The 22,098-nt window shown below is 58.9% G+C and carries 21 protein-coding genes and 1 other RNA gene; 13 read left to right on the top strand and 9 right to left on the bottom strand.

Annotated elements, in window-relative coordinates; genetic code table 11:
• Window position 1: 1 nt before the first annotated feature.
• Window positions 2-151 carry a hypothetical protein gene (locus QRX40_RS06970; RefSeq protein ID WP_313837281.1) on the bottom strand — a complete coding sequence of 50 codons (150 nt, stop codon included), beginning with the start codon at window positions 149-151 and terminating at the stop codon, window positions 2-4.
• A 307-nt stretch (window positions 152-458) separates the two neighbouring features.
• On the opposite strand from QRX40_RS06970, the gene QRX40_RS06975 reads away from it, so the two are divergent.
• Window positions 459-1,298 (top strand): aldo/keto reductase, encoded by an 840-nt coding sequence (locus QRX40_RS06975; protein ID WP_313837283.1) that lies wholly within the window; start codon window positions 459-461, stop codon window positions 1,296-1,298.
• Window positions 1,299-1,418: 120 nt separating this feature from the next.
• Here QRX40_RS06975 and QRX40_RS06980 read toward each other — a convergent pair whose 3' ends face one another.
• Entirely contained in the window at window positions 1,419-2,129 is a 711-nt protein-coding gene (locus tag QRX40_RS06980) for a GTP pyrophosphokinase family protein (protein WP_045924161.1), read from the bottom strand.
• Window positions 2,130-2,262: 133 nt separating this feature from the next.
• On the opposite strand from QRX40_RS06980, the gene miaB reads away from it, so the two are divergent.
• From miaB to QRX40_RS06995, 3 genes are read left to right on the top strand one after another with little or no spacing between them, the layout of a single operon-like run.
• Window positions 2,263-3,681, top strand: coding sequence for a tRNA (N6-isopentenyl adenosine(37)-C2)-methylthiotransferase MiaB (gene miaB, locus QRX40_RS06985; protein ID WP_313837286.1), 1,419 nt, complete (start codon window positions 2,263-2,265; stop codon window positions 3,679-3,681).
• Complete coding sequence (miaA, locus tag QRX40_RS06990; protein WP_313837288.1) at window positions 3,668-4,672, top strand: tRNA (adenosine(37)-N6)-dimethylallyltransferase MiaA; 1,005 nt, start codon at window positions 3,668-3,670, stop codon at window positions 4,670-4,672. Before miaB ends, miaA begins: the two co-directional genes overlap by 14 nt.
• A gap of 34 nt (window positions 4,673-4,706) precedes the next feature.
• Window positions 4,707-5,228: a MerR family transcriptional regulator gene (locus QRX40_RS06995; protein ID WP_313837290.1), complete on the top strand. Its 522-nt coding sequence runs from the start codon at window positions 4,707-4,709 to the stop codon at window positions 5,226-5,228.
• Window positions 5,229-5,252: 24 nt separating this feature from the next.
• Here QRX40_RS06995 and QRX40_RS07000 read toward each other — a convergent pair whose 3' ends face one another.
• Window positions 5,253-5,972, bottom strand: a complete 720-nt coding sequence (locus tag QRX40_RS07000) for a Fic family protein (RefSeq protein WP_313837292.1) — start codon at window positions 5,970-5,972, stop codon at window positions 5,253-5,255.
• A 101-nt stretch (window positions 5,973-6,073) separates the two neighbouring features.
• On the opposite strand from QRX40_RS07000, the gene QRX40_RS07005 reads away from it, so the two are divergent.
• The 8 genes from QRX40_RS07005 to QRX40_RS07040 all read left to right on the top strand — a co-directional run bounded on the left by QRX40_RS07005 (window position 6,074) and on the right by QRX40_RS07040 (window position 14,576).
• Entirely contained in the window at window positions 6,074-8,773 is a 2,700-nt protein-coding gene (locus QRX40_RS07005) for a DNA translocase FtsK (RefSeq protein WP_313837294.1), read from the top strand.
• Window positions 8,774-8,880: 107 nt separating this feature from the next.
• Window positions 8,881-9,486 carry a CDP-diacylglycerol--glycerol-3-phosphate 3-phosphatidyltransferase gene (gene pgsA, locus QRX40_RS07010; protein ID WP_313837295.1) on the top strand — a complete coding sequence of 202 codons (606 nt, stop codon included), beginning with the start codon at window positions 8,881-8,883 and terminating at the stop codon, window positions 9,484-9,486.
• The gene (locus QRX40_RS07015) at window positions 9,483-10,052 is read left to right on the top strand and encodes a CinA family protein (protein ID WP_144085992.1); all 570 of its coding nucleotides are present in this window, start codon (window positions 9,483-9,485) and stop codon (window positions 10,050-10,052) included. The genes pgsA and QRX40_RS07015 overlap by 4 nt, the downstream gene beginning before the upstream one ends.
• A gap of 154 nt (window positions 10,053-10,206) precedes the next feature.
• Window positions 10,207-10,725 carry a helix-turn-helix domain-containing protein gene (locus QRX40_RS07020; protein WP_373637637.1) on the top strand — a complete coding sequence of 173 codons (519 nt, stop codon included), beginning with the start codon at window positions 10,207-10,209 and terminating at the stop codon, window positions 10,723-10,725.
• 145 nt (window positions 10,726-10,870) lie between these two features.
• On the top strand, window positions 10,871-11,104 hold the full coding sequence (locus QRX40_RS07025) for a DUF3046 domain-containing protein (RefSeq protein ID WP_024627845.1): 234 nt from the start codon (window positions 10,871-10,873) through the stop codon (window positions 11,102-11,104).
• A 228-nt stretch (window positions 11,105-11,332) separates the two neighbouring features.
• On the top strand, window positions 11,333-12,487 hold the full coding sequence (recA, locus tag QRX40_RS07030; RefSeq protein WP_313837298.1) for a recombinase RecA: 1,155 nt from the start codon (window positions 11,333-11,335) through the stop codon (window positions 12,485-12,487).
• Window positions 12,488-12,491: 4 nt separating this feature from the next.
• Window positions 12,492-13,406 (top strand): regulatory protein RecX, encoded by a 915-nt coding sequence (locus tag QRX40_RS07035; protein ID WP_313837300.1) that lies wholly within the window; start codon window positions 12,492-12,494, stop codon window positions 13,404-13,406.
• Between the two features lie 117 nt (window positions 13,407-13,523).
• Window positions 13,524-14,576 (top strand): DNA-processing protein DprA, encoded by a 1,053-nt coding sequence (locus QRX40_RS07040; protein ID WP_313837301.1) that lies wholly within the window; start codon window positions 13,524-13,526, stop codon window positions 14,574-14,576.
• 50 nt (window positions 14,577-14,626) lie between these two features.
• Here the strand turns inward: QRX40_RS07040 and rnpB are convergent.
• The 6 genes from rnpB to QRX40_RS07070 form a co-directional block, all read right to left on the bottom strand.
• An RNA gene (rnpB, locus tag QRX40_RS07045) (RNase P RNA component class A) lies at window positions 14,627-15,004 on the bottom strand.
• A 135-nt stretch (window positions 15,005-15,139) separates the two neighbouring features.
• The gene (locus tag QRX40_RS07050) at window positions 15,140-16,216 is read right to left on the bottom strand and encodes a LacI family DNA-binding transcriptional regulator (RefSeq protein ID WP_313837302.1); all 1,077 of its coding nucleotides are present in this window, start codon (window positions 16,214-16,216) and stop codon (window positions 15,140-15,142) included.
• Window positions 16,213-17,100 carry a carbohydrate ABC transporter permease gene (locus QRX40_RS07055; RefSeq protein WP_313837303.1) on the bottom strand — a complete coding sequence of 296 codons (888 nt, stop codon included), beginning with the start codon at window positions 17,098-17,100 and terminating at the stop codon, window positions 16,213-16,215. Before QRX40_RS07055 ends, QRX40_RS07050 begins: the two co-directional genes overlap by 4 nt.
• A complete protein-coding gene (locus tag QRX40_RS07060) occupies window positions 17,097-17,969 on the bottom strand; it encodes a sugar ABC transporter permease (protein WP_313837305.1) in 873 nt (290 codons plus the stop codon). Before QRX40_RS07060 ends, QRX40_RS07055 begins: the two co-directional genes overlap by 4 nt.
• Before the next feature lie 63 nt (window positions 17,970-18,032).
• Entirely contained in the window at window positions 18,033-19,382 is a 1,350-nt protein-coding gene (locus QRX40_RS07065; protein ID WP_313837307.1) for an extracellular solute-binding protein, read from the bottom strand.
• A 93-nt stretch (window positions 19,383-19,475) separates the two neighbouring features.
• Window positions 19,476-20,912, bottom strand: a complete 1,437-nt coding sequence (locus tag QRX40_RS07070; RefSeq protein WP_313837309.1) for a hypothetical protein — start codon at window positions 20,910-20,912, stop codon at window positions 19,476-19,478.
• 413 nt (window positions 20,913-21,325) lie between these two features.
• Between QRX40_RS07070 and hpf the strand changes: the two genes are divergently transcribed.
• Window positions 21,326-22,009 (top strand): ribosome hibernation-promoting factor, HPF/YfiA family, encoded by a 684-nt coding sequence (hpf, locus tag QRX40_RS07075; RefSeq protein ID WP_045924169.1) that lies wholly within the window; start codon window positions 21,326-21,328, stop codon window positions 22,007-22,009.
• Window positions 22,010-22,098: the final 89 nt, after the last annotated feature.

Raw genomic sequence — 22,098 nt, forward strand, 5'->3', positions numbered from 1 at the left:
CTCAGCTACGCGAGGGGTCTGACGACCCCCCCCCCCCGGTGAGGACAGGAGCATCCGCCGCCTGGGCGGATGCGACGCCCAGGCCCGCAAGCATTCCCAGCAGGACGATCATCATCGCCAGGATGCGGCGCAGACGGGAAACCAGATGCATCAAACCAAAACCCCTTCACCAGATGCCAAGCGGAGCAAACGCCGCTTGCATAACAAAGTTCTTCTTGTCGGAAAGCCGCCTATTGCTCAATACCAGTCCGTGCAACAGATTGCACGAGTCACGACAAAAGCCAGCCGTCTTCTCGACATCCCCCGCTTTTCACCCTACCACCCAGCCCGCAAACAACACACGAGATGCAAATGCACGGCGGTAGGCCTAAGCAACAGCTCCTCCCATCTTCCCTGGCAGATAGAATGGACAGACAACACGTCACGGCCGCTGATCGGCCGATAAGGAGCATGACTATATGACCGGAAACGTTACCGACACCGTCATCACCCTCAACAATGGGGTCACCATCCCCCAGCTGGGGCTCGGGGTCTTCCAAACACCCGATGGCGAGGCCACCAGCCAGGCTGTCACCTGGGCCCTGCAGGCGGGCTATCGCCACATCGACACCGCCATGATCTACGGCAACGAGCAGTCCGTGGGGGAGGGGCTGCGCCGCTCCGGGGTTGACCGGCGGGATGTCTTCCTGACCACCAAGCTCTGGAATGACGACATCCGTGCAGGGCGGGCCAAGGAGGCCTTCAAGGAGAGCCTGGACAGGCTGGGCGTGGACTACCTGGACCTCTACCTGATCCATTGGCCCGCCAAGGGCTGGCAGCAGGCCTGGGAGGACATGGAGGAGCTCTACACCCAGCGGCGGGTGCGGGCCATCGGGGTCTGCAACTTCCAGAAGCACCACCTGGACGAGCTGCACACCATCAGCGGCACCAAGCCGGCGGTCGACCAGATCGAGTCCTCGCCCCAGTTCGTCAACGACGACCTGATCGACTACTGCCACGGCACCCTGCGCGTGGACGTGGAGGCCTACAGCCCCCTGGGAGGCACCGGCGGCAACCTGCTGGCCGACCCCAGGCTCAAGGCCATGGCCGAGCGCTACGACCGCTCCCCGTCACAGATCGTGCTGCGCTGGCACCTGCAGCGCGGGGTGATCGTCATCCCCAAGTCCACCCACAAGGAGCGGATCGAGCAGAACGCGCAGGTCTTCGACTTCGAGCTGAGCGATGAGGATATGAAGGCCATCACCGCCATGAACAGGGACGAGCGCACCGGCGCGGATCCCGACAACTTCGACTTCTAAGGGATTGTGGTACAGGAGGAGACCCGACCTTGCAGGCGGGGCCTCCTCCTGGGACCCGGCGGAAGCCCCAACCCTTCCACCTGGCCTGGCTTCTATGGTAAAGGATTTGTGACGATTCAGCTAATCGGCATTGCCGCTGATGGCTTCGTCGTCGGCCTCCTGCTCCTGGGGCGAACCTGAGATGTCGCGGTGGATGGACTGCATCTGCACCTCGATGTTCTGCAGGGAGCGGGCGCAGTCCAGCAGGGTCTGCGAATGCTCGGCCAGGCGGGCGTCGGGCAGATCGGACTTGTAGCGCAGCTGGTGCTCCAGGGAGGCCCAGTAGTCCATGGCGATGGTGCGGAACTGCACCTCGACCGGCGTGTAGTGGGGGCCCGAGGTCAGGAAGACCGGCACGGCGTAGATGACGTGCAGGCTGCGGTAGCCGTTCATCTTGGGGTTGCGGATGTAGTCCTTGACCCTCAGCACCTGGATGTCCGACTGGTCGGAGAGGTAGCGGGAGACCGAGTAGACGTCGTCCCGGTAGTTGCAGATGACGCGCACGCCGGCCACGTCGAAGATGTGATCGCGCACCGAGGGAATGGTGACGGGCAGGTTCTTGCGGTGCAGCTTGCCGATCAGGGAGTCCACGCTCTTGAGCCGGCGCTCCATGTGGTGGATGGGGTTGTGGCTGAACCGGACCTGGAATTCCGTGTCCAGCACGTCCAGCTTGGTCGAAATCTCATACATGGCCCCCTCGTAGGTCTGCATGAGATTGACGAATTCCGTTATCTCGTCGATGTCCAGCTTGGGACGGTCCTTTTCGTCCAAGTCCGACAGTCGCTGCTTCATTTCGGATGCGCTCATGGCACTGTTACGGTCGAGAATCACATGAACCTCCCATGCCGCCGTTCGTAACCATGACTCATGGTACGCACAGGCCCCGATGGCCGCGGGACCCGACCTGCGCATACAATCAGGGCTTATGGAAGCAGGCGAGGGCATGAGCGTGACCGCTCAGCGTACGGACAGCAGGGGCGTCTACTATGTGCGGACCCTGGGCTGCCAGATGAACGAGCATGATTCCGAGCGGATCGCCGGGGTGCTCCGGGCCCAGGGCTACCAGCAGGCCACGCCCGAGCAGGTCCGCGCGCGCGAGGTGGACGTGATGGTGCTCAACACCTGCGCCGTGCGCGACAACGCCACCCAGCGCATGTACGGGACCATCGGGCGCTGGCACAGGTTCAAGCAGCACAAGCCCGACACGCGCATCGCCGTGGGCGGCTGCATGGCCCAGAAGGACCGGGAGCGGATCGTGAAGGCGGCGCCCTGGGTGGATGCGGTCTTCGGCACCAGGGACATCGGCTCGCTGCCCGGGCTTTTGGACAAGGCCCGCAAGGACGGGCGGCCCCAGGTGGGGGTTACGCAGGAGCTGCGGGATCTGCCCGGGCGGCTGCCGGCGGTCAGGGCCTCGCGCACGCAGGCCTGGGTGTCCATATCGGTCGGCTGCAACAACACCTGCACCTTCTGCATCGTGCCCTCGGTGCGCGGGCGGGAGCGGGACCGTTCCATGGACGACATCCTGCAGGAGGTTGAGGACTGCGTGCGCTCCGGGGCCCGCCAGGTGACCCTGCTGGGGCAGAACGTCAACTCCTACGGCTGGTCCACGGGGGACCGCTTCGCCTTCGCCCGGCTCCTGCGCGCCTGCGGCCGGGTGCCTGGATTGGAGCGGATCCGCTTCACCTCGCCTCACCCGGCGGCCTTCACCGACGATGTGATCGCCGCCATGGCCGAGACGCCCACGGTCATGCACCAGCTGCACATGCCCCTGCAGTCGGGCTCCGACCGGATTCTGCGGGCCATGAGGCGCTCCTACCGGTCCCAGCGCTTTTTGCAGATACTGGACAAGGTGCGGGCCGCCATGCCCGATGCCCTGATCACCACCGACATCATCGTGGGATTCCCCGGGGAGACCGAAGAGGACTTCCAGGCCACCATGGATGTAGTGCGCCGGGCGCGCTTCTCGTCGGCCTTTATCTTTGAATATTCGCCTCGTCCGGGCACTCCGGCCGCCCGCATGTCCCAGCTGCCCAAGGCCGTGGTCCAGGACCGGTTCGAGCGGCTGCAGGCCCTTCAGGAGTCCATCACCATGGAGCATATGCAGGACTTTCTGGGCAAAGAGGTGGAAGTGCTGATCGGCGACGGGCACGGCCGGCACGACGGCAGCACCCATCGGGTGACCGGGCATGAGCGCACTGGGGTGTTGGTCCACGTCGGGGTGCCCCAGGGGAGGCCTGCGCCAAAGCCCGGGGACCTGGTCACCTGCACCGTCACCCAGGCCGGGCCCCACTATCTGATCGCTGACCCGGATCCTCGGGCGGGGCAGGTCTATGACATCCGCTGAACCCCGCATCGTCTCCATCGTGGGTCCCACAGCCTCGGGCAAGACCGCCCTGGGCGTGGCCCTGGCGCAGGCTCTCCGGGCGCGCGGGCAGGAGGCTCATATCGTCAATGCCGATGCCTACCAGATGTACCGGGGGATGGACGTGGGCACGGCCAAGCCTTCGGCAGGGGAGCGGCAGGCGGTGGTCCACCACCTGATCGACATCATCGAGCCGGAGGAGGCCATGAGCGTGGCCCGCTTCCAGACCATGGCCCGGTCCCTGATAGCCGACCTGCGGGCGCAGGGAATCCGGCCCATTCTCGTCGGCGGCTCCGGGCTCTATACCCGGGCGGTCATCGACGATCTGTCCTTCCCCGGCACCGACCCGGCGGTCAGGGCCAGGCTGGAGGAGCGGGCCCAAAAGGAGGGCCCCGGGCTGCTCTTCCGCCAGCTGCAGGAGCGGGACCCGGAGGCTGCGGCCCGGATGGACCCCCGGAATGTGCGGCGGACCGTGCGGGCTCTGGAGGTCATGGAGATCACCGGACGGCCCTATTCGGCCAGCCTGCCCCGGTACCGCTACCTGCTGCCCGCCCTGCAGCTGGGGCTGGACCTGCCCCGGGATGAGCTGGACCGCAGAATCGACCGACGCACCCAGGCCATGCGGGACCAGGGGCTGGTCGATGAGGTGAGCGGGCTGCGCAACCGCCTGGGGACCACGGCCTCACGCGCCCTGGGCTATCAGCAGATTCTGGACTATTTGGACGGCCGCACCGACCTGGATGCCGCCTTCGAGCTGATAGCGCAGAAGACCAAGCGCCTGGCCCGCAAGCAGATGGGCTGGTTCGGCCGGGATCCGCGCATCCACTGGCTGAATGCCCTGGCCCCGGACCTGGCCCGGCAGGCCCTGGACCTGGTGGACCAGGCCGACCAAGGCTGCTTCGACCAGGCGGACGCCCAGGCCGACCAGGCGGACCAGGGGAGGGTGACCAGACACCATCTGGGCGCGCTTTGACTTCAAGTACTTGAAGTTCCTAGGCTGGACGAGTATGACCACCATCACGCAGCCCCAGACTGAAACCCAGACCGCCCAAACCCAGCCCGACCAGGAATCAGGGCCCTGGTACACCATCCGCCAGGCCTCGCTCATGTCGGGGATGCCGGAGACCACCCTGCGCTATTACGAGACCATCGGCATCATTCCGCCCATCGCCAGGGATCCCTCGAGCGGCCACCGCTGCTACAGCCAGGAGGATCTGGACCTGCTGGAGACCATCTCCTGCCTGAGCGCCACGGGCATGTCCCTGGAGCACATGCGGGAGTATCTGGGCAACCGCGCGGCGGGAGCCGAGGCCGCCGGACGGCAGATCGAACTCCTGGACGAGCAGGGACGGCGGCTGGACCAGCGGATGGCCGACCTGCAGGCGCGGAAGCGCTATGTGCAGCTCAAAATACAATACTGGGGTCACGTGCGCGACCACGACCAGGCCGGGGCGACAGAACTGATCAACCAGAGTGCCCAGATCATCGAGGCCGCCAAGCGCAGCGGCAACGAGCGGCTGGCTGGCTGAGACTGCCGGGCTGAGGGTGTCGGCTCAGTGGGCTGGGCCCTGGTCCCATCCGGCGATCAGGAATATTCTGGTTGGGTTGACCGGGCGGACCATGCCTGCAATCAGGGTCTGCAGGCCGTCGGTTTTGCCCCGGAGCGCCCGCTGGAGGGCCCGGCGGTGGGCGGTCGGATCAGCCCGTCCCCAGTCCAGGTCCCAGCCGGCATCGTGGGACAGACGTGAGAGGAAGATGCGCAGGGTCATGCCGTCGCAGTCGGCGAAGGGGTGCAGGCAGGAGAGCTCGTCGTAGTAGTGGGCCAGGCGCTCCACGAAGACCGGACGGTCCAGGCTGGCCAGGTTGCGTTCGGCCGCCAGCTCCTGGCCGATGGCTGCCGCCCCCTGCTCCAGCATGGCCGCCGGGTACAGGTTGGTGTTGTCGTCTGGTTGAGATCGGCGCAGCGCTTGCTCTTCCGGCAGGCTGGGCAGCAGCCGGCGGTGGATGGCCAGCAGCTCTGCAAGATCGCCCTCGGTCGCCCAAGGCCGCTGACAGACCAGGATGGTTCGCAGAAAGAGGGCATCCACATTGGTGTTCGTACTATTGCTCTGGGCTTCCAAGCGTCGGGCCGTGTCGGCCAGTGCCTCAGTCTGCTTCCTGCCTGCCATGAAGTCGTTGACTGCCTGCAGGGCTGAAGGGCCAGGCTGACGGTCATCCAGAAGCAGGTTGCGCAGGGCGAAGGCCACGGCGCTCTGACGTTCGGCTGGTGTCATGCCAACGATGCTAGCCCTGACGGCCCCCCGTCTGAAAGAGTTGTGCACACTGACCCGTCGGGCCCGGCGCGGACCGGGGTTCTGGGTAGGCTGAAAGGGTTATGACACGTAAGCAGCAAGCAGACGCACGCGGTCGCGGCCGGACCGCATCCAAGGACAGCCAGGACCCGGAACCCTTCTGGCACAAGGCCTTGCTGGCCCTGCCCCGGGGCCTGGGATCCCTGGTGCGCGCCGTGGCCGGCAAGAACGGCGACAACTCCGCCTACCGCAAGGACGGGCTCTGCTTCGTGCTGGTCATTCTGGCCGTGCTCTTCAGTGCCAGCGAATGGTTCCGCGTGAACGGCTTCCTGGGGCGGGGGCTGCATGCCCTGGCTGCGGGCGTTCTGGGGCTCTGCAGCATCATCCTGCCGGTAGTCCTGCTCTTCGCGGCCTTCCGGCTGGTCTGCTACACCGGGCGCGAGGCCGGCAACCTGCCTGTGGTGGGCGGCCTCATGGTGGTGCTCTGGTCTGTCTGCTCCATTCTGGATGTGCTCATGGCTTCGGACCATCGTGGTTTCGACATGAGGGCCATCAGCGGCTCAGGCGGCCTTCTGGGGTTCGCTCTGGGTTCGCCCCTGGCCTGGGGGCTGTCCAAGGTCTTCGCCGTCATCATCTTCGTCCTTGTGGGCATTTTCGGCCTCTTTATCACCTTCAGATTCCATATGAGCGACCTGGTTGCCTTGCTGCGCGGCAAGAGGACCCATGCCTCCGGCTCGGCTCAGGCGCAGACCGCTCCCAACGAGGTCAGGCTGGGCGATGACACCCTGCCTCTGGCGCCCGGCGTGCCCACCCACGAGGAGCAGGACCAGGAGACTGCCCAGGATTCCGGCCGTGGCGGGGTGGCCGGCTGGTTCAGTCGCTTGCTGCATGGCCGCATCGGCAAGGACACGGACACCCATCTTGAGCGTTACGAGGCTGACGAGCCCTTCTCCCAGGCGGCTTCGCTGGAGGGGGCTGACCAGGCCGACCAGGCCGACCAGGGTGATCAGGTGTCCACGCAGAACATGCCCGCGGTGGAGGCCCCGGCCACGGCCGCCCTTCTGGATGCCAGGGAGCAGGGACACCCTAAGGTGGATCCGGCTGCCCTGTCCGGCGTGGGGGCCTCGGATCCTTGGGCCGCTGCCGCTGTCGCAGCCGACACCGTGCAGATGGATGCCCAGCCCGCTCCGGCCGCAGGGAACCAGACGGCCGGCGCTCAGGCTGCAGAAGCGTCAGGTTCCTCAGACGACCGCCAGGTGGACGAGAGCCGGCCCTATGTGCTGCCCAGCACGGACCTGCTGGTCAAGGGCAAGCCTCATGCGGTCAGGACCTCGGCCAACGACGCGGTCATCAAGGCCCTACAATCGACCTTCCAGCAGTTCGACGTGGATGCCAAGGTGGTCGGCTTCCTGCGCGGCCCCTCGGTCACCCAGTACGAGGTGGAGCTGGGCCCGGGCGTCAAGGTGGAGAAGGTCACCAACCTTCAGCGCAACATCGCCTACGCGGTGGCCAGCTCGGACGTGCGCATCCTGTCGCCCATCCCTGGCAAGTCGGCCATCGGCATCGAAATTCCCAACGTGGACCGCGAGATCGTCCACCTGGGCGACGTGCTGCGCTCCGACAAGGCCCAGCAGGACGACAACCCCATGATGACCGCCGTGGGCAAGGACGTGGAAGGCCACTATGTGACCGCCGACCTGACCAAGATGCCCCACCTGCTGGTGGCCGGCGCCACGGGTTCGGGCAAGTCCAGCTTCATCAACTCCATGCTGGTTTCGCTGATCATGCGGGCCACGCCGGAACAGGTCCGCCTGATCATGGTGGACCCCAAGCGTGTGGAGCTGAGCGCCTACGCCGGCATTCCCCACCTGCTCACGCCCATCATCACCGAACCCAAGAAGGCCGCCCAGGCCCTGGAATGGGTGGTCAAGGAGATGGACGCCCGCTACGACGACCTGCAGTTCTTCGGATTCCGGCACATCAAGGACTTCAACAAGGCCGTGCGCGAGGGCAAGGTCCACGCCCCCGCCGGCTCCAACCGCAAGGTGGCCCCTTACCCCTACCTGGTCGTGGTGGTCGACGAGATGGCCGACCTGATGATGGTGGCCAAGAACGACGTGGAGAGCTCCATCCAGCGGATCACCCAGCTGGCGCGTGCCGCCGGCGTCCACCTGGTCCTGGCCACCCAGCGGCCCTCGGTGGACGTGGTCACCGGCCTGATCAAGGCCAACATCCCCTCCAGGCTGGCCTTTGCCACATCCTCCTCAACCGATTCCCGGGTCATTCTGGATGCCACCGGCGCCGAGACCCTGATCGGCCAGGGCGACGCCCTCTTCCTGCCCATGGGCCAGGCCAAACCCACCCGCGTCCAGGGCGCCTGGGTTTCCGAGTCCGAGATCCGCAAGGCGGTGGATTATGTGCGCACCCAGCGCAAGCCCCACTACCGCGAGGACATCGAGCAGATGGCCGACAAGGCCGACCACAAGAACGAGATCCAGGAGGAGATCGGCGACGACATGGACGAGCTGCTCCAGGCGGCCGAGCTGGTGGTGACCACCCAGTTCGGATCCACCTCCATGCTCCAGCGCAAGCTGCGTGTGGGCTTCGCCAGGGCAGGGAGGCTGATGGACCTGCTGGAGTCGAGGGGAATCGTAGGGCCATCGGAGGGTTCCAAGGCCCGCGAGGTGCTCATCCAGCCGCCGCAGCTGCAGCAGGCCCTGGCCTTCATCCGAGGCGACGCCCCCTCCATGGATCCCGCCCCGGATGAGCAAGCGCAGGGCTGAACATCGGTCCAAAAAGTTGGGCCTGGTCTACCGTTATGATGAAACTGCCGCCCGGCATCTCTTACCGGACGGCCCGAGCGCACGAGTATCGCGTATAAGGAGTGGCAATGCAGGAGCATGCCGAGTCAGAGACCGGTCGTGAGAGGCGCAGGCTTCTCGAAGGATGGAATTCACCCCCAAACCTGGTCACTTACACCCGTATCCTCCTGGTCCTGGTCTTCATCGCCCTGGATCTGATGGCCGGTCCCTGGGGCGAGCGCAGGCCCGGCTTGCGTTGGACCGCCGCTGTGCTCTTCATCCTCGCCGCCTCGACCGACAAGCTGGACGGGTGGCTGGCCCGCCGGTACAACCAGGTGACCGAGCTGGGCAAGCTCATGGATCCCATCGCCGACAAGCTGCTGATCTGCTCGGCGCTGATTGTGGCCTCCGTCTTCGGCGAGCTCTGGTGGTGGGTCACCGCGCTCTTCCTGGTGCGGGAACTGGGCATCACCCTGCTGCGGGTCCTGGTCATCAACAAGCAGGGCCGGGTCATCGCCGCCTCCCAGGCTGGCAAGTACAAGACCCTGTTTGAGTGCATCGGCCTGGGCATGCTCATGGTGCCCCTGTCAACGGTCTGGCCCTGGTACCTGGTGGCCACCCGCGTGGTCATCCTGGTGGCCCTGGCCCTCTGCCTCTACTCGGGGGCGGAATACGTGATGGGGATGCGGCGATGATCGGCAAGAGCGTGCAGGGCCGTTGCGACGACCTGGCTGGACGGATCATCGACACCTGCCGTGATTCGGGCCTGTTCCTAGCCGCCGCCGAATCGCTGACCGGGGGACTGCTGGCCGATGCCTTCGTCAGGATTCCCGGTGCGTCAGACGTCTTTCTTGGGTCGGCCGTCACCTACGACATCGCCGCCAAGGCCGCCATCCTCAAGGTGGACCAGGATCTGCTGGCCACCCAGGGTGCGGTCCATCCGCGGGTCGCCCAGGAGATGGCCGAGGGCACGGCCAGGCTCTACACCAGGCCGGGGCACGAGGATACGGTCATCGGCATGGCCACTACAGGCGTGGCCGGGCCGGGCCCTGACGGGGACGATCCTGCCGGGCTGGTCTACATCGGTCTGGCCCTGCCCGTCCGGGTGCTGGGTCGGCGTATCGAGACCGGCCTTCAATCCCACGCCTACCGGACCTATGCCTACGAGCTGCATCTGGACGGCGACCGGGAACAGGTGCGCCGGGGCACGGTCATGCGGATTCTGGACCAGCTGGATCGGGCCCTGCACTCGCGGGGCTGACGGCCTGATGTTCTCAAGCCGATGCCGGACCTTGTGCATACGTGACCTTGGTCACAAAGCTGGCCTTTCGGGTTCATCCCCTGGAATAATTCAGCGGCCTGTCTGTTGGTCACTGTGTAAGAAGTTGAACACGATAATGGCGAAAGGGGCTGCTATGGCCAGCACCGAGACCGTGATGACTCGAACCAACGATACCTATGATGTCAAGCCGGCCGCACCCGGAGTGGAGCGTAACGCGCGGGTTCGTGATCTGACGCCCGCCCAGCGTCGTGCCGTCGTCTTCGCCCAGCAGCAGGTGATCCGTGCCAAGGCCGCCAAGAAGGCCAAGGAGGAGCGCCAGGCCAACCTGAACAAGATGTGGATGGAGGAGGACGGCATGGAAGCCAGCCGTCAGCGGGCAGCCTCCACCAATGACGGCCGGGCCGTCACCCATACCGTCTCCCTGCGCGAGGCCCTGGGCCACGTGCTGCGCGAGCTGAGGACCAACGATCACAAGACCCTGCGTGAGGTCAGCGAGAAGGCCGGCGTGTCCCTGGGCTACCTGTCCGAGGTGGAACGCGGCCAGAAGGAAGCCAGCTCCGAACTGCTGAGCTCCATCGCCGACGCGCTGGGCCTGGGTGTGCCGCAGACCCTGCGGATGGTGGCGGACTACCTGGAGTCCACTCAGGAGTAAGCATGTCAGGTCCGGTCGGCTGACCCGGCGGACCGTTCTTGAGGGCGTCCGGTTCTGAGGAACCAGGCGCCCTCTTCTGCTGACTGTCGGTTGCTACCGTAGAAGGGTTGTGACAGGGTGGGTCTTGGACGAAAGGTGATGTCGGGTGCGTGAACGGGAATTCTGGCAGCTGCTGGAGGAGGTCTTCGGCCGGGTCTACGGACGCAGTCTGGCCCGTGACCAAAGGCTGACCGCCCTGGATGCCATGACCGTAATAGAGGCCCTGGATGCGGGCGTGGAGCCGCGCGTGGTCTGGAACGTGCTCTGCGATCAGATGGAGATTCCCGACTCCCGGCGCTGGGGAAAGGACCACAATGCGCCGCCCCTGCCGGCAGCCTGATCGGCGGGTTTTATTCTCCGCGAATTTATTTTCCATTCCAGGCGATTTTCGAACATTTGTTCGCATGGTCGGGTATACTGATACCCATGGTCCGGTGACCATCGGCACGTTCGACCACATCGGGCGCCGGGACCGCAGACAGGTTCCGACGGCGGATAGGCTGTCAATCGTGAGGTCGTCAATCAGGATGTCGTCATCGTGAGGTCGGTTACGAAGAAGGAGAGCCATATGGCACGTCAGAGCAACAGTGGCAAGGCGAAGAAGGAAGAAGAGGGCGGGATCGACCCCCGTCGCCAGGCAGCCTTGAACACGGCCCTCGCGCAGGTGGAGAAGAGCTTCGGCAAAGGTTCGGCCATGCGTCTGGGCGACAAGCCTGCCCAGGATGTGGAGGTCATTCCCACCGGGTCCCTGGCCTTGGACATGGCCCTGGGCATCGGCGGACTGCCCCGCGGCCGCATCGTCGAGATCTACGGTCCGGAATCCTCGGGCAAGACCACCCTGGCCCTGCATGCGGTGGCCAATGCACAGGCCGGCGGTGGAGTGGCGGCCTTCATCGATGCCGAGCACGCTCTGGATCCCGAGTACGCCAAGAAGCTGGGTGTGGACACGGACTCCCTGATCGTCTCCCAGCCGGACAACGGCGAGCAGGCGCTGGAGATCGCCGACATGCTGATCCGGTCGGGCGCCTTGGATGTCATCGTCATCGACTCGGTGGCCGCCCTGGTGCCCAAGGCCGAGATCGAGGGCGACATGGGCGACAGCCACGTGGGTCTGCAGGCCAGGCTGATGAGCCAGGCCCTGCGCAAGATGACCGGCGCCCTGTCCCAGGCCAACACCACAGCCATCTTCATCAACCAGCTCAGGGAGAAGATCGGCGTCTTCTTCGGCAGCCCGGAGACCACCACTGGCGGCAAGGCCCTGAAATTCTACGCCTCGGTCCGCCTGGACATCCGCCGCATCCAGACGCTGAAGAACGGCGATGAGGCGGTGGGCAACCGCACCAAGGTCAAGGTGGTCAAGAACAAGATGGCCCCGCCCTTCAAGGTGGCCGAATTCGACATTCTCTACGGAGAGGGCATCTCCAAGGAGGGTTCGGTTCTGGACATGGCCCTGCAGACCAACATCGTCAAGAAGTCGGGCTCCTGGTTCACCTATGAGGGCGATCAGCTGGGTCAGGGCAGGGAGAACGTCCGTCAGTTCCTCAAGGACAACCCCGGCCTGACCAAGGAGATCGAAGATAAGGTCAAGGTCGCCTTCGGCCTTATTCCCGCTCCCTCTGAGGACGACAAGGCCGATCAGACTGATGCTGACCAAGACAGCAAGGAAGACGACTCGGCTCCCGTCGACATCAACACCACTGTGCCCACGGCCCAGGCTGCATGACCTGATGATCTCGGCCGAGGACTTCCTCAAGGAAAATCCGGTCCGACTGGCGCAGACCGAGGATCCTGCCGACTCCAGCACAGAGTCGAAGAATCCTCGGTCGGACCAGTTCCAGGCAGACTCTGCAAGTTCGGCAGGGTCAGCAGCTTCGGTGGCAGTTCTTGATCCTGCCTCTTTGCAGAAGGATGACAGCGACAAGGAAGATAGCCGCTCAGTGCAGTCTCCTGTCCTGGGCCTTGGGCATGGCGCTCGATTCGGAGGGAGCCTGGAAGACATCGACAGTGCTGCCAATCCGGATATTGATGCTGAATCTCTGGCAGGTCACCATTCCCGTGGGCACCGCTTCGCCCGGGGTTCCGACAGAAGGACCCGCCGTCGTGGCCGTCGTCCACGCGCAGGCGGCTTCGGCGGAGGTTCCGCGCCTGCAGCTCCGCGAGCGGATGCTGAAGATGTGGATGCTTGCCGGGAGGCTGCCCTGACCCTGCTGGATGCAGCGGCTCGTTCGAGCGGAGCCCTGGCCCGTCGTCTGGTCGACAAGGGGTTTGACACAAACGTGGTCGATCAGGTGATTGACAGGCTGACCCGACTGGGCCTTGTTGATGACCAGGCCTATGCCCAGGATCTTCTGCGCTCCTGTCTGCATCGCACCATGGGGGAGCGCGGCGTGCTCTCGGAGATGACCCGCAAGGGTCTGGATCCGGGACTGGCTGCGCAGGTGGTGGCCCAGGCCTCCCGTGAGGGGCTCTTCGTCGACTCCGCCTACGAGCTCGGTCGCAAGGTGGCCCGCAAGACAGCCGGACTTGATCTCAAGGTGCGCAAACGGCGATTCTGGAGTGCTGGATCCCGCAAGGGCCACAGTCCCGGCCTCCTCAACCAGGTGGCAGCCGACCTTTTCGTCTCTGACGACCCTCTCGATTGAGGTGTGTCATTAACTTATCGGTATCCAGAATGAAAGCATGCAAGGCAATATGCGGCTATGGCCGTTTCCTTGAACTGCTGCTCTTGTTCTAGATCTGTTAGAAGGTGAAAGTGTCGGATGCTCAAAAAGAGTGAACTTCTGCAGGAAAATGCAGCACTGGTAGCCCTGCTCAGAACCATTGACAAATCTCGTGACACCTGGAGCTCCATCGCTGAAAAGGTTGTACGCCAGGGTAGCGCTATCCAAGTCTTTGAGCATGAGCTTGACCCGCAGCATCATCGGCTGGATGACCCCGATGAGGATGACGAATATGACGACCGTATTCAGTCGACCCTGTTGGGAGAGGATGACATACCGATTACCACACAACGTCGTGTACAGCTCCTGCAGGCTCGCAAAGAGGCAGAAGCCTTGGTTCACGATTGGTATAAGCAAGGTTTAGAGATGGTGTCGGTCCTCGACGGACGGTATCCGTTGAGTCTGCGTGAAGTCGTTGATATGCCTCCGTTCCTGTTTTCCAAAGGGCGTTTCCTCAGCCCTAATCAACAGGATGCGGGTGTCAGCGTGGTCGGTTCGCGCAATGCAGGACCGGAGGCTTTGCATTTCGCTTCTGATGTGGCAACGATGCTGGTGAGCAGAGGCCTGACCGTCATTGCCGGCTTGGCCCTTGGTGTGGATGCTGAGGCTCATCGTCGTGCCCTGCAGGAGGATGGCCGTACGGTGGCTTTCATCGGTACAGGCATAGGGAAGTATTACCCCGCAAAAAATCGCCATCTGCAGGATCTTATCGAACATAACGGCCAAGTATTTTCGCAGTTCTGGCCCTGGCAGGGGCCCACGAAGTGGACCTTTCCGGCGCGTAATGCCACCATGAGCGGCTATGGTATCGCAACGGTCATTGTTGAAGCCCATGAATATTCCGGCACCCGTGTTCAGGCTCGGCAGGCTCAGCATCATGGTCGGCCAATCATAATTCGCGATGCCGTCGTTGACCATACTGAGTGGGGCAAGCGTCTGGTCGACAAGCCCAATGTTTACGTCGTATCCAATGTGGATGATGTGGCCAGGGCCATCAATTCGATACAAAGGGTCAACAGCGAATTGAAAGATGCCATCAACGGTCTGGTTGCACAAGCGAGTGCCTATGCCAAACGTGTCTTACTGGTCTGACCATTGCTGACTTTTGATGATGGCAAGCATCAAAGCAGCTGAGGGGAAGAAGATGAGACCTCTCATATACCCCGGGTTCTGTCATCGACCGGATGAAAATCCGGACGACGGATGGCCATCCATCTCGACCTGACGTTGCCGCCAGGCTCTAGCGGCCTACCCGAAGGCGGGACGAGCAGCCCCTGAATGCCTTCTGCTTGGCCTTGCTCCCGATGAGGCTTGCCATGCGGTCGGCGTTACCGTCGACCCGGTGGTCTCTTACACCGCCGTTTCACCCTTGCCCGCCTTTGCCAGGCGAGCGGTCTGTTCTCTGTTGCGCTATCTCTCAGGTCGCCCTGGGCGGACGTTATCCGCCATCGTGCTCTGTGGAGCCCGGAAGTTCCTCAGCCCTTCCCAGGAGGAGGGGCCGCGGCCATCCGAGAGGTCTCGTTTAGCATGATAGAGATTCACAAGGACCTTAGCAAAATCGGAACAACCTACTTAGCTATATTCAAAAATATCTTTGAACAATATACTGTGTAAGTTAAAAGCGAATATTTAACAATTTTGTAGTGATAAATAATTCATTGCCAGTTAGTAGCCACGGATGCCCTTATGACAGGTGGACAGACCACGAGCTGTTTACCAGTCATAGGGGCATCCTCATTGAGTATAGCTTTTACTCCCTCATAACCTAGTTGGTAATGGGGAAGGGCGACTGTGGTCAGTGGTGGTGAGAGGTGGGCTGCAATGATCTCTTGATCGTCAAAGCCGACGATTGAAATGTCATCAGGTATGCGGGATCCTCCACGTTGGAGTTCGTCATACAGGCCCATAGCCACTCGATCATTGTGACAAAAAACTCCTGTTGCACCACTATCTTTTACCCGCCTTGCAACGCTCCGACCTCCCTCCTGATTGGGTTCCACTTCAAAGGTCAAAGATGGATCAAAAGTTATGCCAGACTCTTTTAGGGCTTGCTTGTATCCATCCAAGCGCCCAGTCTTTGCCGGAGATTCAGCTCTGGTATTGACAAAGGCGATTTTTGAATGTCCTCGTTCCAGCAAAAGCTGTGTTGCTGTTCGGCCTCCCTGAATTTCATCCGGGACAATTGCCAGGGGAGAATTTTTCTTATTCCCGAAGCAGTTCACTAGAACGGTTCGAACATTCTCGAGGGGTTTAGGTACTTCGATTGAATGGTGATACCAGGTCGAAAAAGCGATCCCCCTGACCTTGTATCGCAAAAACATTCGTATAGCCTCGTCTTCAAGGCCTCGGTTGCCTTCAGTGTTGGCAATCAGAAGAACATATCCTTGTTCCCATGCCGCATTCTGTGCCCCATGAATAATTTGCCCTGCGAATGGAGTGGTTGCAATGGAATCGGTAACCAAGCCTATGAATTGTGAATAACCACGCACTAAATTTTGAGCCATAGCATTAGGCCGATAGCCTAATGCACGTATTGATTCCAGAACTTTCTCTCGAACTTCGGGACTAATCCGAGAGACCTTCTTGTTGTTCATGACTAAGGAAACTGTAGAGACTGACGTGTGCGCTCTTTGAGCTACGTCCTTGAGCGTCACCGGTTTGCTTTCATTCTTGATCGAATGGGGTTTGCTTGCCCCCTCTTCTTTCGCGTCTGTGGATTTTCGTTGGTTCATCCTTTAGAAGCCCCGCCTTCAATGCCCTGTATCATTGCCTTATTTAGTATAAGAAAGACCAGCATTAGAGGGGTAATCGTCACGCATACGGCAGCAAAAGTTGCAGTCCAATCAGTATTACCCATGGCTCCAATGTAATTTTGCAACCCGAGTGGAATAGTCTTCAGCCCATCAGTCAGGATGAACGTGTTGCCGAATATAAATTCATTCCATATGAAAATGCTGTTAACCAGGACTACGGTTACGACCGTATTCAGAGATAGAGGTAGTGTTATTTCCATAAAAATGCGGTATGGACCGGCACCATCTAAGGAAGCTGCTTCATAGTTTTCTCTAGGAATATAATGATAAAAGGAGCTGAAAAGAAAAACCGACATAGGTATTGAGAAACCCGCTAGTGGAATAATCATGGACAAACGTGTGTCAAGAAGGTTGATTTGAGAATAGTCAATGAATAGGGGTACCAAAGCAATCTGGGTGGGGACGATCATGCCCATCAGGAAAAGCATACGAATTATTTTGCTCCACTTAAAGCCTAAAACTTCGATAGCATATGCGGCCATCATGCCCATAATCACGATCAACAGATCAGCGCCAAATGTAACGATAAGGCTGTTGAAAATATACTGACCAAGATTGCCGGCTTGAAATGCTCTTGAGTAATTCTCCAAGGTGAAGCTGTGAGGTATTCCGAAAGCGTTGCCGGATGCAAAATCATGTTCGGTTCTTAGACTGGTGATAAAGAGCCAGAACAGGGGATAAACTTGGATTATCACAATCAGGATTATGAACACCCTATTCAAAACCATATGGAAGTTTAGCTTGTTTCGGCGAGCAGATGGTTTGTTCTGTTCTTTCAGAGCTAACGTACTTGTTGCACTCATGCTTCTTCCTTTCTGAAAATGACCTTGAAGATCAAAGCAACTGCTATCAAGCACTCAATAACGATGAAAACCGAAATGGCACTTGCATATCCGTAGTTGGTATTTGAGAAAGCTGTCCGGTACATATAAGTCGTTACAAGTTGCCCATATCGTCCATTGGTCAGAAGGTAAGGTATATCGAATCCTCGTAGTCCATACGTGACTGCCATGATTACCGTCGTGATCCACACGGGTCGTATGTAGGGGAAACGAATCTTAGTGAAAAGTTGCCATCCATTAGCACCGTCCAGTCTTGCTGCTTCTTCTATTTCAGGTGGAACTGACATGAATGCTGCGTAGATAATCAGCATGTACAGACCGCTAAATCGCCATCCTTCCGGTATAGAGACAGCCGCAAGAACAGTATGAGGGTCTGATAACCAGGCATGGGTCCAGGAATGCAGCCCTATAGCATCCAAGGCCTGATTGAGCAGTCCTTTTGGATCAACCGAGTATATTCTCTGGAAAAGAAACGAGATAGCTACTGTTGAAATGACTGCTGGCAGGAGGTACAAGGTTTTGACCAAATCCCGACCTTTAGTCATTCCCGTGAGCAACGTGGCTACGAGCAGCGCGCCTCCTAGCTGAAGGACTAGGCAAATAACTAGGTAGACCATAGAGTTGCCAAAAGACTGCCAGAAGACGGAATCTCCAGTGAGCATTTTTATGTAATTGGCAAGCCCAGTAAATTTCATGTCAGAGATGCCATCCCAATCGAAAAAGCTGATGATCAAAGATTGGATGACAGGCAAAAGTACACCAGCTCCGTACAGGAGAAGGGGAGGAAGAATAAAAATCAAAACTGATTTCTTAGATCTATATGGAAGCATAATTTGTCCTTTTAAACGGGCAGAGCTCTGTAGGTGAGAGCCCTGCCCGAAGTTTGTCAAATATCAGTTCAAATCTTTGAAAGCTTTGGGCCCGTTTTCTTGGATGACCTTATCCATAGTGCTGATAAACTTATCAACGCTTATATCGCCCTGGACCAAGAGGGGCAGTTCTTGTTGCAACCGCGTATTAGAAGTTGAGTCAAGCTGTGTGTCCCAAGGCATCAGAGTCACTTTGCCGACTTTATCTGCATCATCGAAGTTGCGTTTGTACAGCGGCGTAGCGTCGGAAGGTATTTTTGCAGTACTTGATTTCATCGGGGTGATTTGGCCAGTATCGGCATAAATCTTCGAATATTTGGTTAAGGAATACTTGATGAAATCGCGAACTAGCGGATCATAGGTCTTAGCGTTGATTGCCATTCCTATTCCCGATGGAGCGGCATACTCATTCTCCGTGGTTTTGGCACCGGGTGTTGTTGGCAATAGGAAATAATCAATATCGTCGCGGACTTCTGGATTTAGCTTAGACGTGGCTAATGCTGGTAGGTCCCAGCTCCCATCGTTGTAAACGGCCGCTTTGCCGGATGTAAAAAGTGCCTGAGCATCGGCGTATTCAGTTGATGAGAATCCTTGTTGGAAGCATTGTGATTTCCCTAGATTAGCCATCCACTCTACCGCTTTGCGTCCCTCGGCATTCGAAAGTTTAGCATTACCCTTTTTAAGGTTTTTAATAAACTCATTTCCAGATGCTCTAAAGGGATAAAAAGCCATGTAACGTTCCAGTGGCCACATGTCCTTACCGTTCAAGGCGATCGGCGTACTGCCGCTTTTCTGTAAGGCCGTGCACATGGCAGGAAAGTCATCAAGGGTCTTCGGTACGTTGATGCCGGCTTTTTTGAATAAAGCCTTATTGTAGAAGAACACTTCGATCTGTGACTCAAAAGGAACCATATACAAACTACCATCATCAAAGCGTTGATAGTCCAGAGCCGAAGTACGGTAGTTGTCGTAGATTTTCATATCCTTCAACATCTTTTCAACATTGACCATACTTCCCTTCTTGGCCAGTTTCTGTGCAAAGGGTGTTGCATCGATGTCGAAAAGATCTGGGAGTTTATTCGCGGCGGCCAGCGTTTCTAATTTTTGAATGTAAGAAGGCCGATCAGGCGTGGTAATTAGTTTCAGTGAAAACCCTGGGTGTTCTTTGGAATAGTCTTTAGAAATTTGCTTCATGGCCTTGATGACTCCCCCGTCAGCCGGTCTGGACAGCAGCCATGAAATTTCGCGTGGCTTGATGTCGCCCTGAGGGTTGACGCTCTCGGCCTTACCAGATCCTCCGCCACTGCCGCAACCTGTTACTAGTAATAATGCAGCTACCGTTGCTGCAATGGCAGCATACTTGTTTTTTCTCATCCTGGTAATCTCCTTTGATTATTTGTATAGGTGGGGTGTCATTTTGCTGACAGATTTATTCTTATTTTTTTTTTTTTTAATTGTTTGCCTGTCTCATTGTTGGGTTGTGGATATTGTGACTGCTGTGATTGTTGCTTCCCCGTCTGTCACGCAAATGCCGAAATAGCTACCAAGAGGATTTTCCAAACGCGAATGGAGGGTAGTTTTCCCGTCGACATTGCAAAGGCAGATATCCTTATCCAAAAGAATGTCGACCTCATGTTTGCCTATCGACAGATTGCATGGACGCTCTAAATCCACGAAATGAGGAATATCACCCGATATCTGCCACTGCTCTTTTCCTGTAATTGGCCTGGGCCAGCGGTCTAAGACCAGCCTTGAGTATCCGGGCTCTAATCGGAGCGAATATGCTTGGTCACCGTCGGCTGAGCTTCTGATTAGAAAAGCAAGGTTGTTGGGTTCAGGCTCGTGAAGAATGAAATCAATGTGCACTAAGCATGTGGAAGGAAGCTCATCTGAACTCATCCTGACCACCATGCCGTCGTCTCTTTTCAGATTCACGTCGAATTCGAATTGAGCCATGGATTGAGGGAGCCCAAATACCTCCTTAATTTCGTGGGGGATACGGAATGATAGGGATCCGTTCTTCTGCTGTATTGCTTCAAGCACCGACATGGTTCCTGCCCACTGCCAGGCACCATCATCTTTGTTGTCTGTGCGTGTTGGAATCCATCCGAAGAAAAAGCGCCTGTTATTCCACTCCACGCTCTTTGCGGCATAGAAGGCTCGTGCATCGATGCTGTCCGAATCGGGTGGCCTCAACCATGGCCCTTGAAGAGATCTGGCCATACGATAACGCGTGCAGAAACGTTCCGAGAATTCTGAATATACGAGATACCACCATTTCCCCCAATGGAAAAGGTCTGGGCACTCGTGGGTGATGAACCTGTCGGGTGCCCAAATGGGATCAACGGCACGCCACGTGTGTAGATCTTCGGAGACGCATTGAGCAATCAAACCCCGTCTTCGAGATGGGCCGGATTCGCGGCGTGCGGCTATGAGCATATGCCACAGTTGATCAGACTCGTTGAAGAAGACGAATGGATCTCTCCAATCCGATGTGTCATACCCCTGAGTGGCACAGAAAGTATCGGCAGGAATCTTGTTCCAGTCAGTGAGGGAGCCATTGCTTACGGCATGCATCACCCACTGAATGGGGTGGTTTCGCTGATCCTTGATCTCAGGATTGACTCCTGTATAGAAGAGGTGGGTAGTGCCCTTTGCGTCCTCTACAACGCTGCCAGTGTAGGCGTTAAAGTCTTTGTCTTCTAATGAACCGTTATGCAGAACAGGTCCGTAATCGTGGTAGTTTCGTAGATCTCTTGTGCCCACTAGTCGCCAGCCCATTCCTGTTTTAGGGCCCTTGCGCTGTTCATCAAGGTAGAAGAGCATGAATTCGCCATCGCGAGTGAAAGGTATAACGTCACCGACCCAACCTCGGACCGGCTGATAGAAGATTTGTCTACTCATTGAAAACCTCGTCGTTTCAGCAGCGATTAATGACAAAATGCGTTGTTCGAACGTTTGAACAAACTGTATTTGTTATACTATTGATTTACATCTATATTGTCAAAATAGGCGATTTCTGAGTTCTATACTGGCTGTTCAAACGTTGTAATCTCAGTGTTGTCCTTGTGCTATTTGGCAAGATCTAAAAATGTAACAATGGTGAAGTTTTGTATTGATCAATTGTCAAAAAGCGTAGATCCGATTAAATGCGATGCATACGGTGTGTTTGTTGATCTAGCAAGCTTGAAGCAAGAAGTCATTTGAGTCAGTGTCGGATTCAGAGGCTTTCGGCTAAAATCGGAAGCACAGTCGATGGTGACCAAGTCCGCCATCGCACCAGCGGTTCGTCCGCTCACAAGTGCAAGGAGATTCCCATGGAGATCGTCATTACCGGTCGACATACCCAAATCAAGCAGCGGTTCCGCGATGTTGTGGACAGCAAGATGAACAGGGTGACGGCCATCGCCCCCGATGCCCAGCGCATCCAGGTCGTTCTGACACATGAAGGCAATCCCCGCCAGGCTGACAGCGCCAAGAGGGTGGAGCTCACGGTTCAGGCCGGCAAGACCGTGATCCGCGCCGAGGCCTCCAGCGCCGACGAGTTCAGCGCACTGGACATGGCCCTGGACAAGCTGACCCAGCGTCTGCGCCGGGTCCGCGACCGCCGCAAGGACCACCGCCGGGGACTTGAGCATCCGCCCCTGCCCGCCGATCTGCCCGTGGATGATCAGACAGGCGATGAGGGCGATCAGGGAGACCAGGGCCAGGAGTCCAACCCCGACAACAGCGCCCAGAGCGCCGTGGCCTCGGACCTGGCTCCGGGCCAGTCGGTCGAGGTGCAGGTGGGGGACACCCCCATCGTCATCCGCCGCAAGCTGCACATCGCCGAGCCCATGAGCATCGACGAGGCCCTCTACGAGATGGAGCTGATCGGCCACGACTTCTTCCTCTTCGTCAACAAGGAGACCCAGCGGCCGTCGGTGGTCTATCGCCGGCACGGATGGAGCTACGGCGTCTTCGAGATCGATACGCCTGAGCATGTAGGCCAGAAGAAGTAACAGCACAACGGATACACGGATATTGAACTGTGGGGCGATTCCCCGGCGGCAAATTGGCCTGACGTCCGGAGAATCGCCCTTCTTCAATG

It is taken from the genome of Bifidobacterium sp. H6bp9 (assembly GCF_032193695.1).
Taxonomy (GTDB): Bacteria; Actinomycetota; Actinomycetes; order Actinomycetales; family Bifidobacteriaceae; genus Bombiscardovia; species Bombiscardovia kimbladii.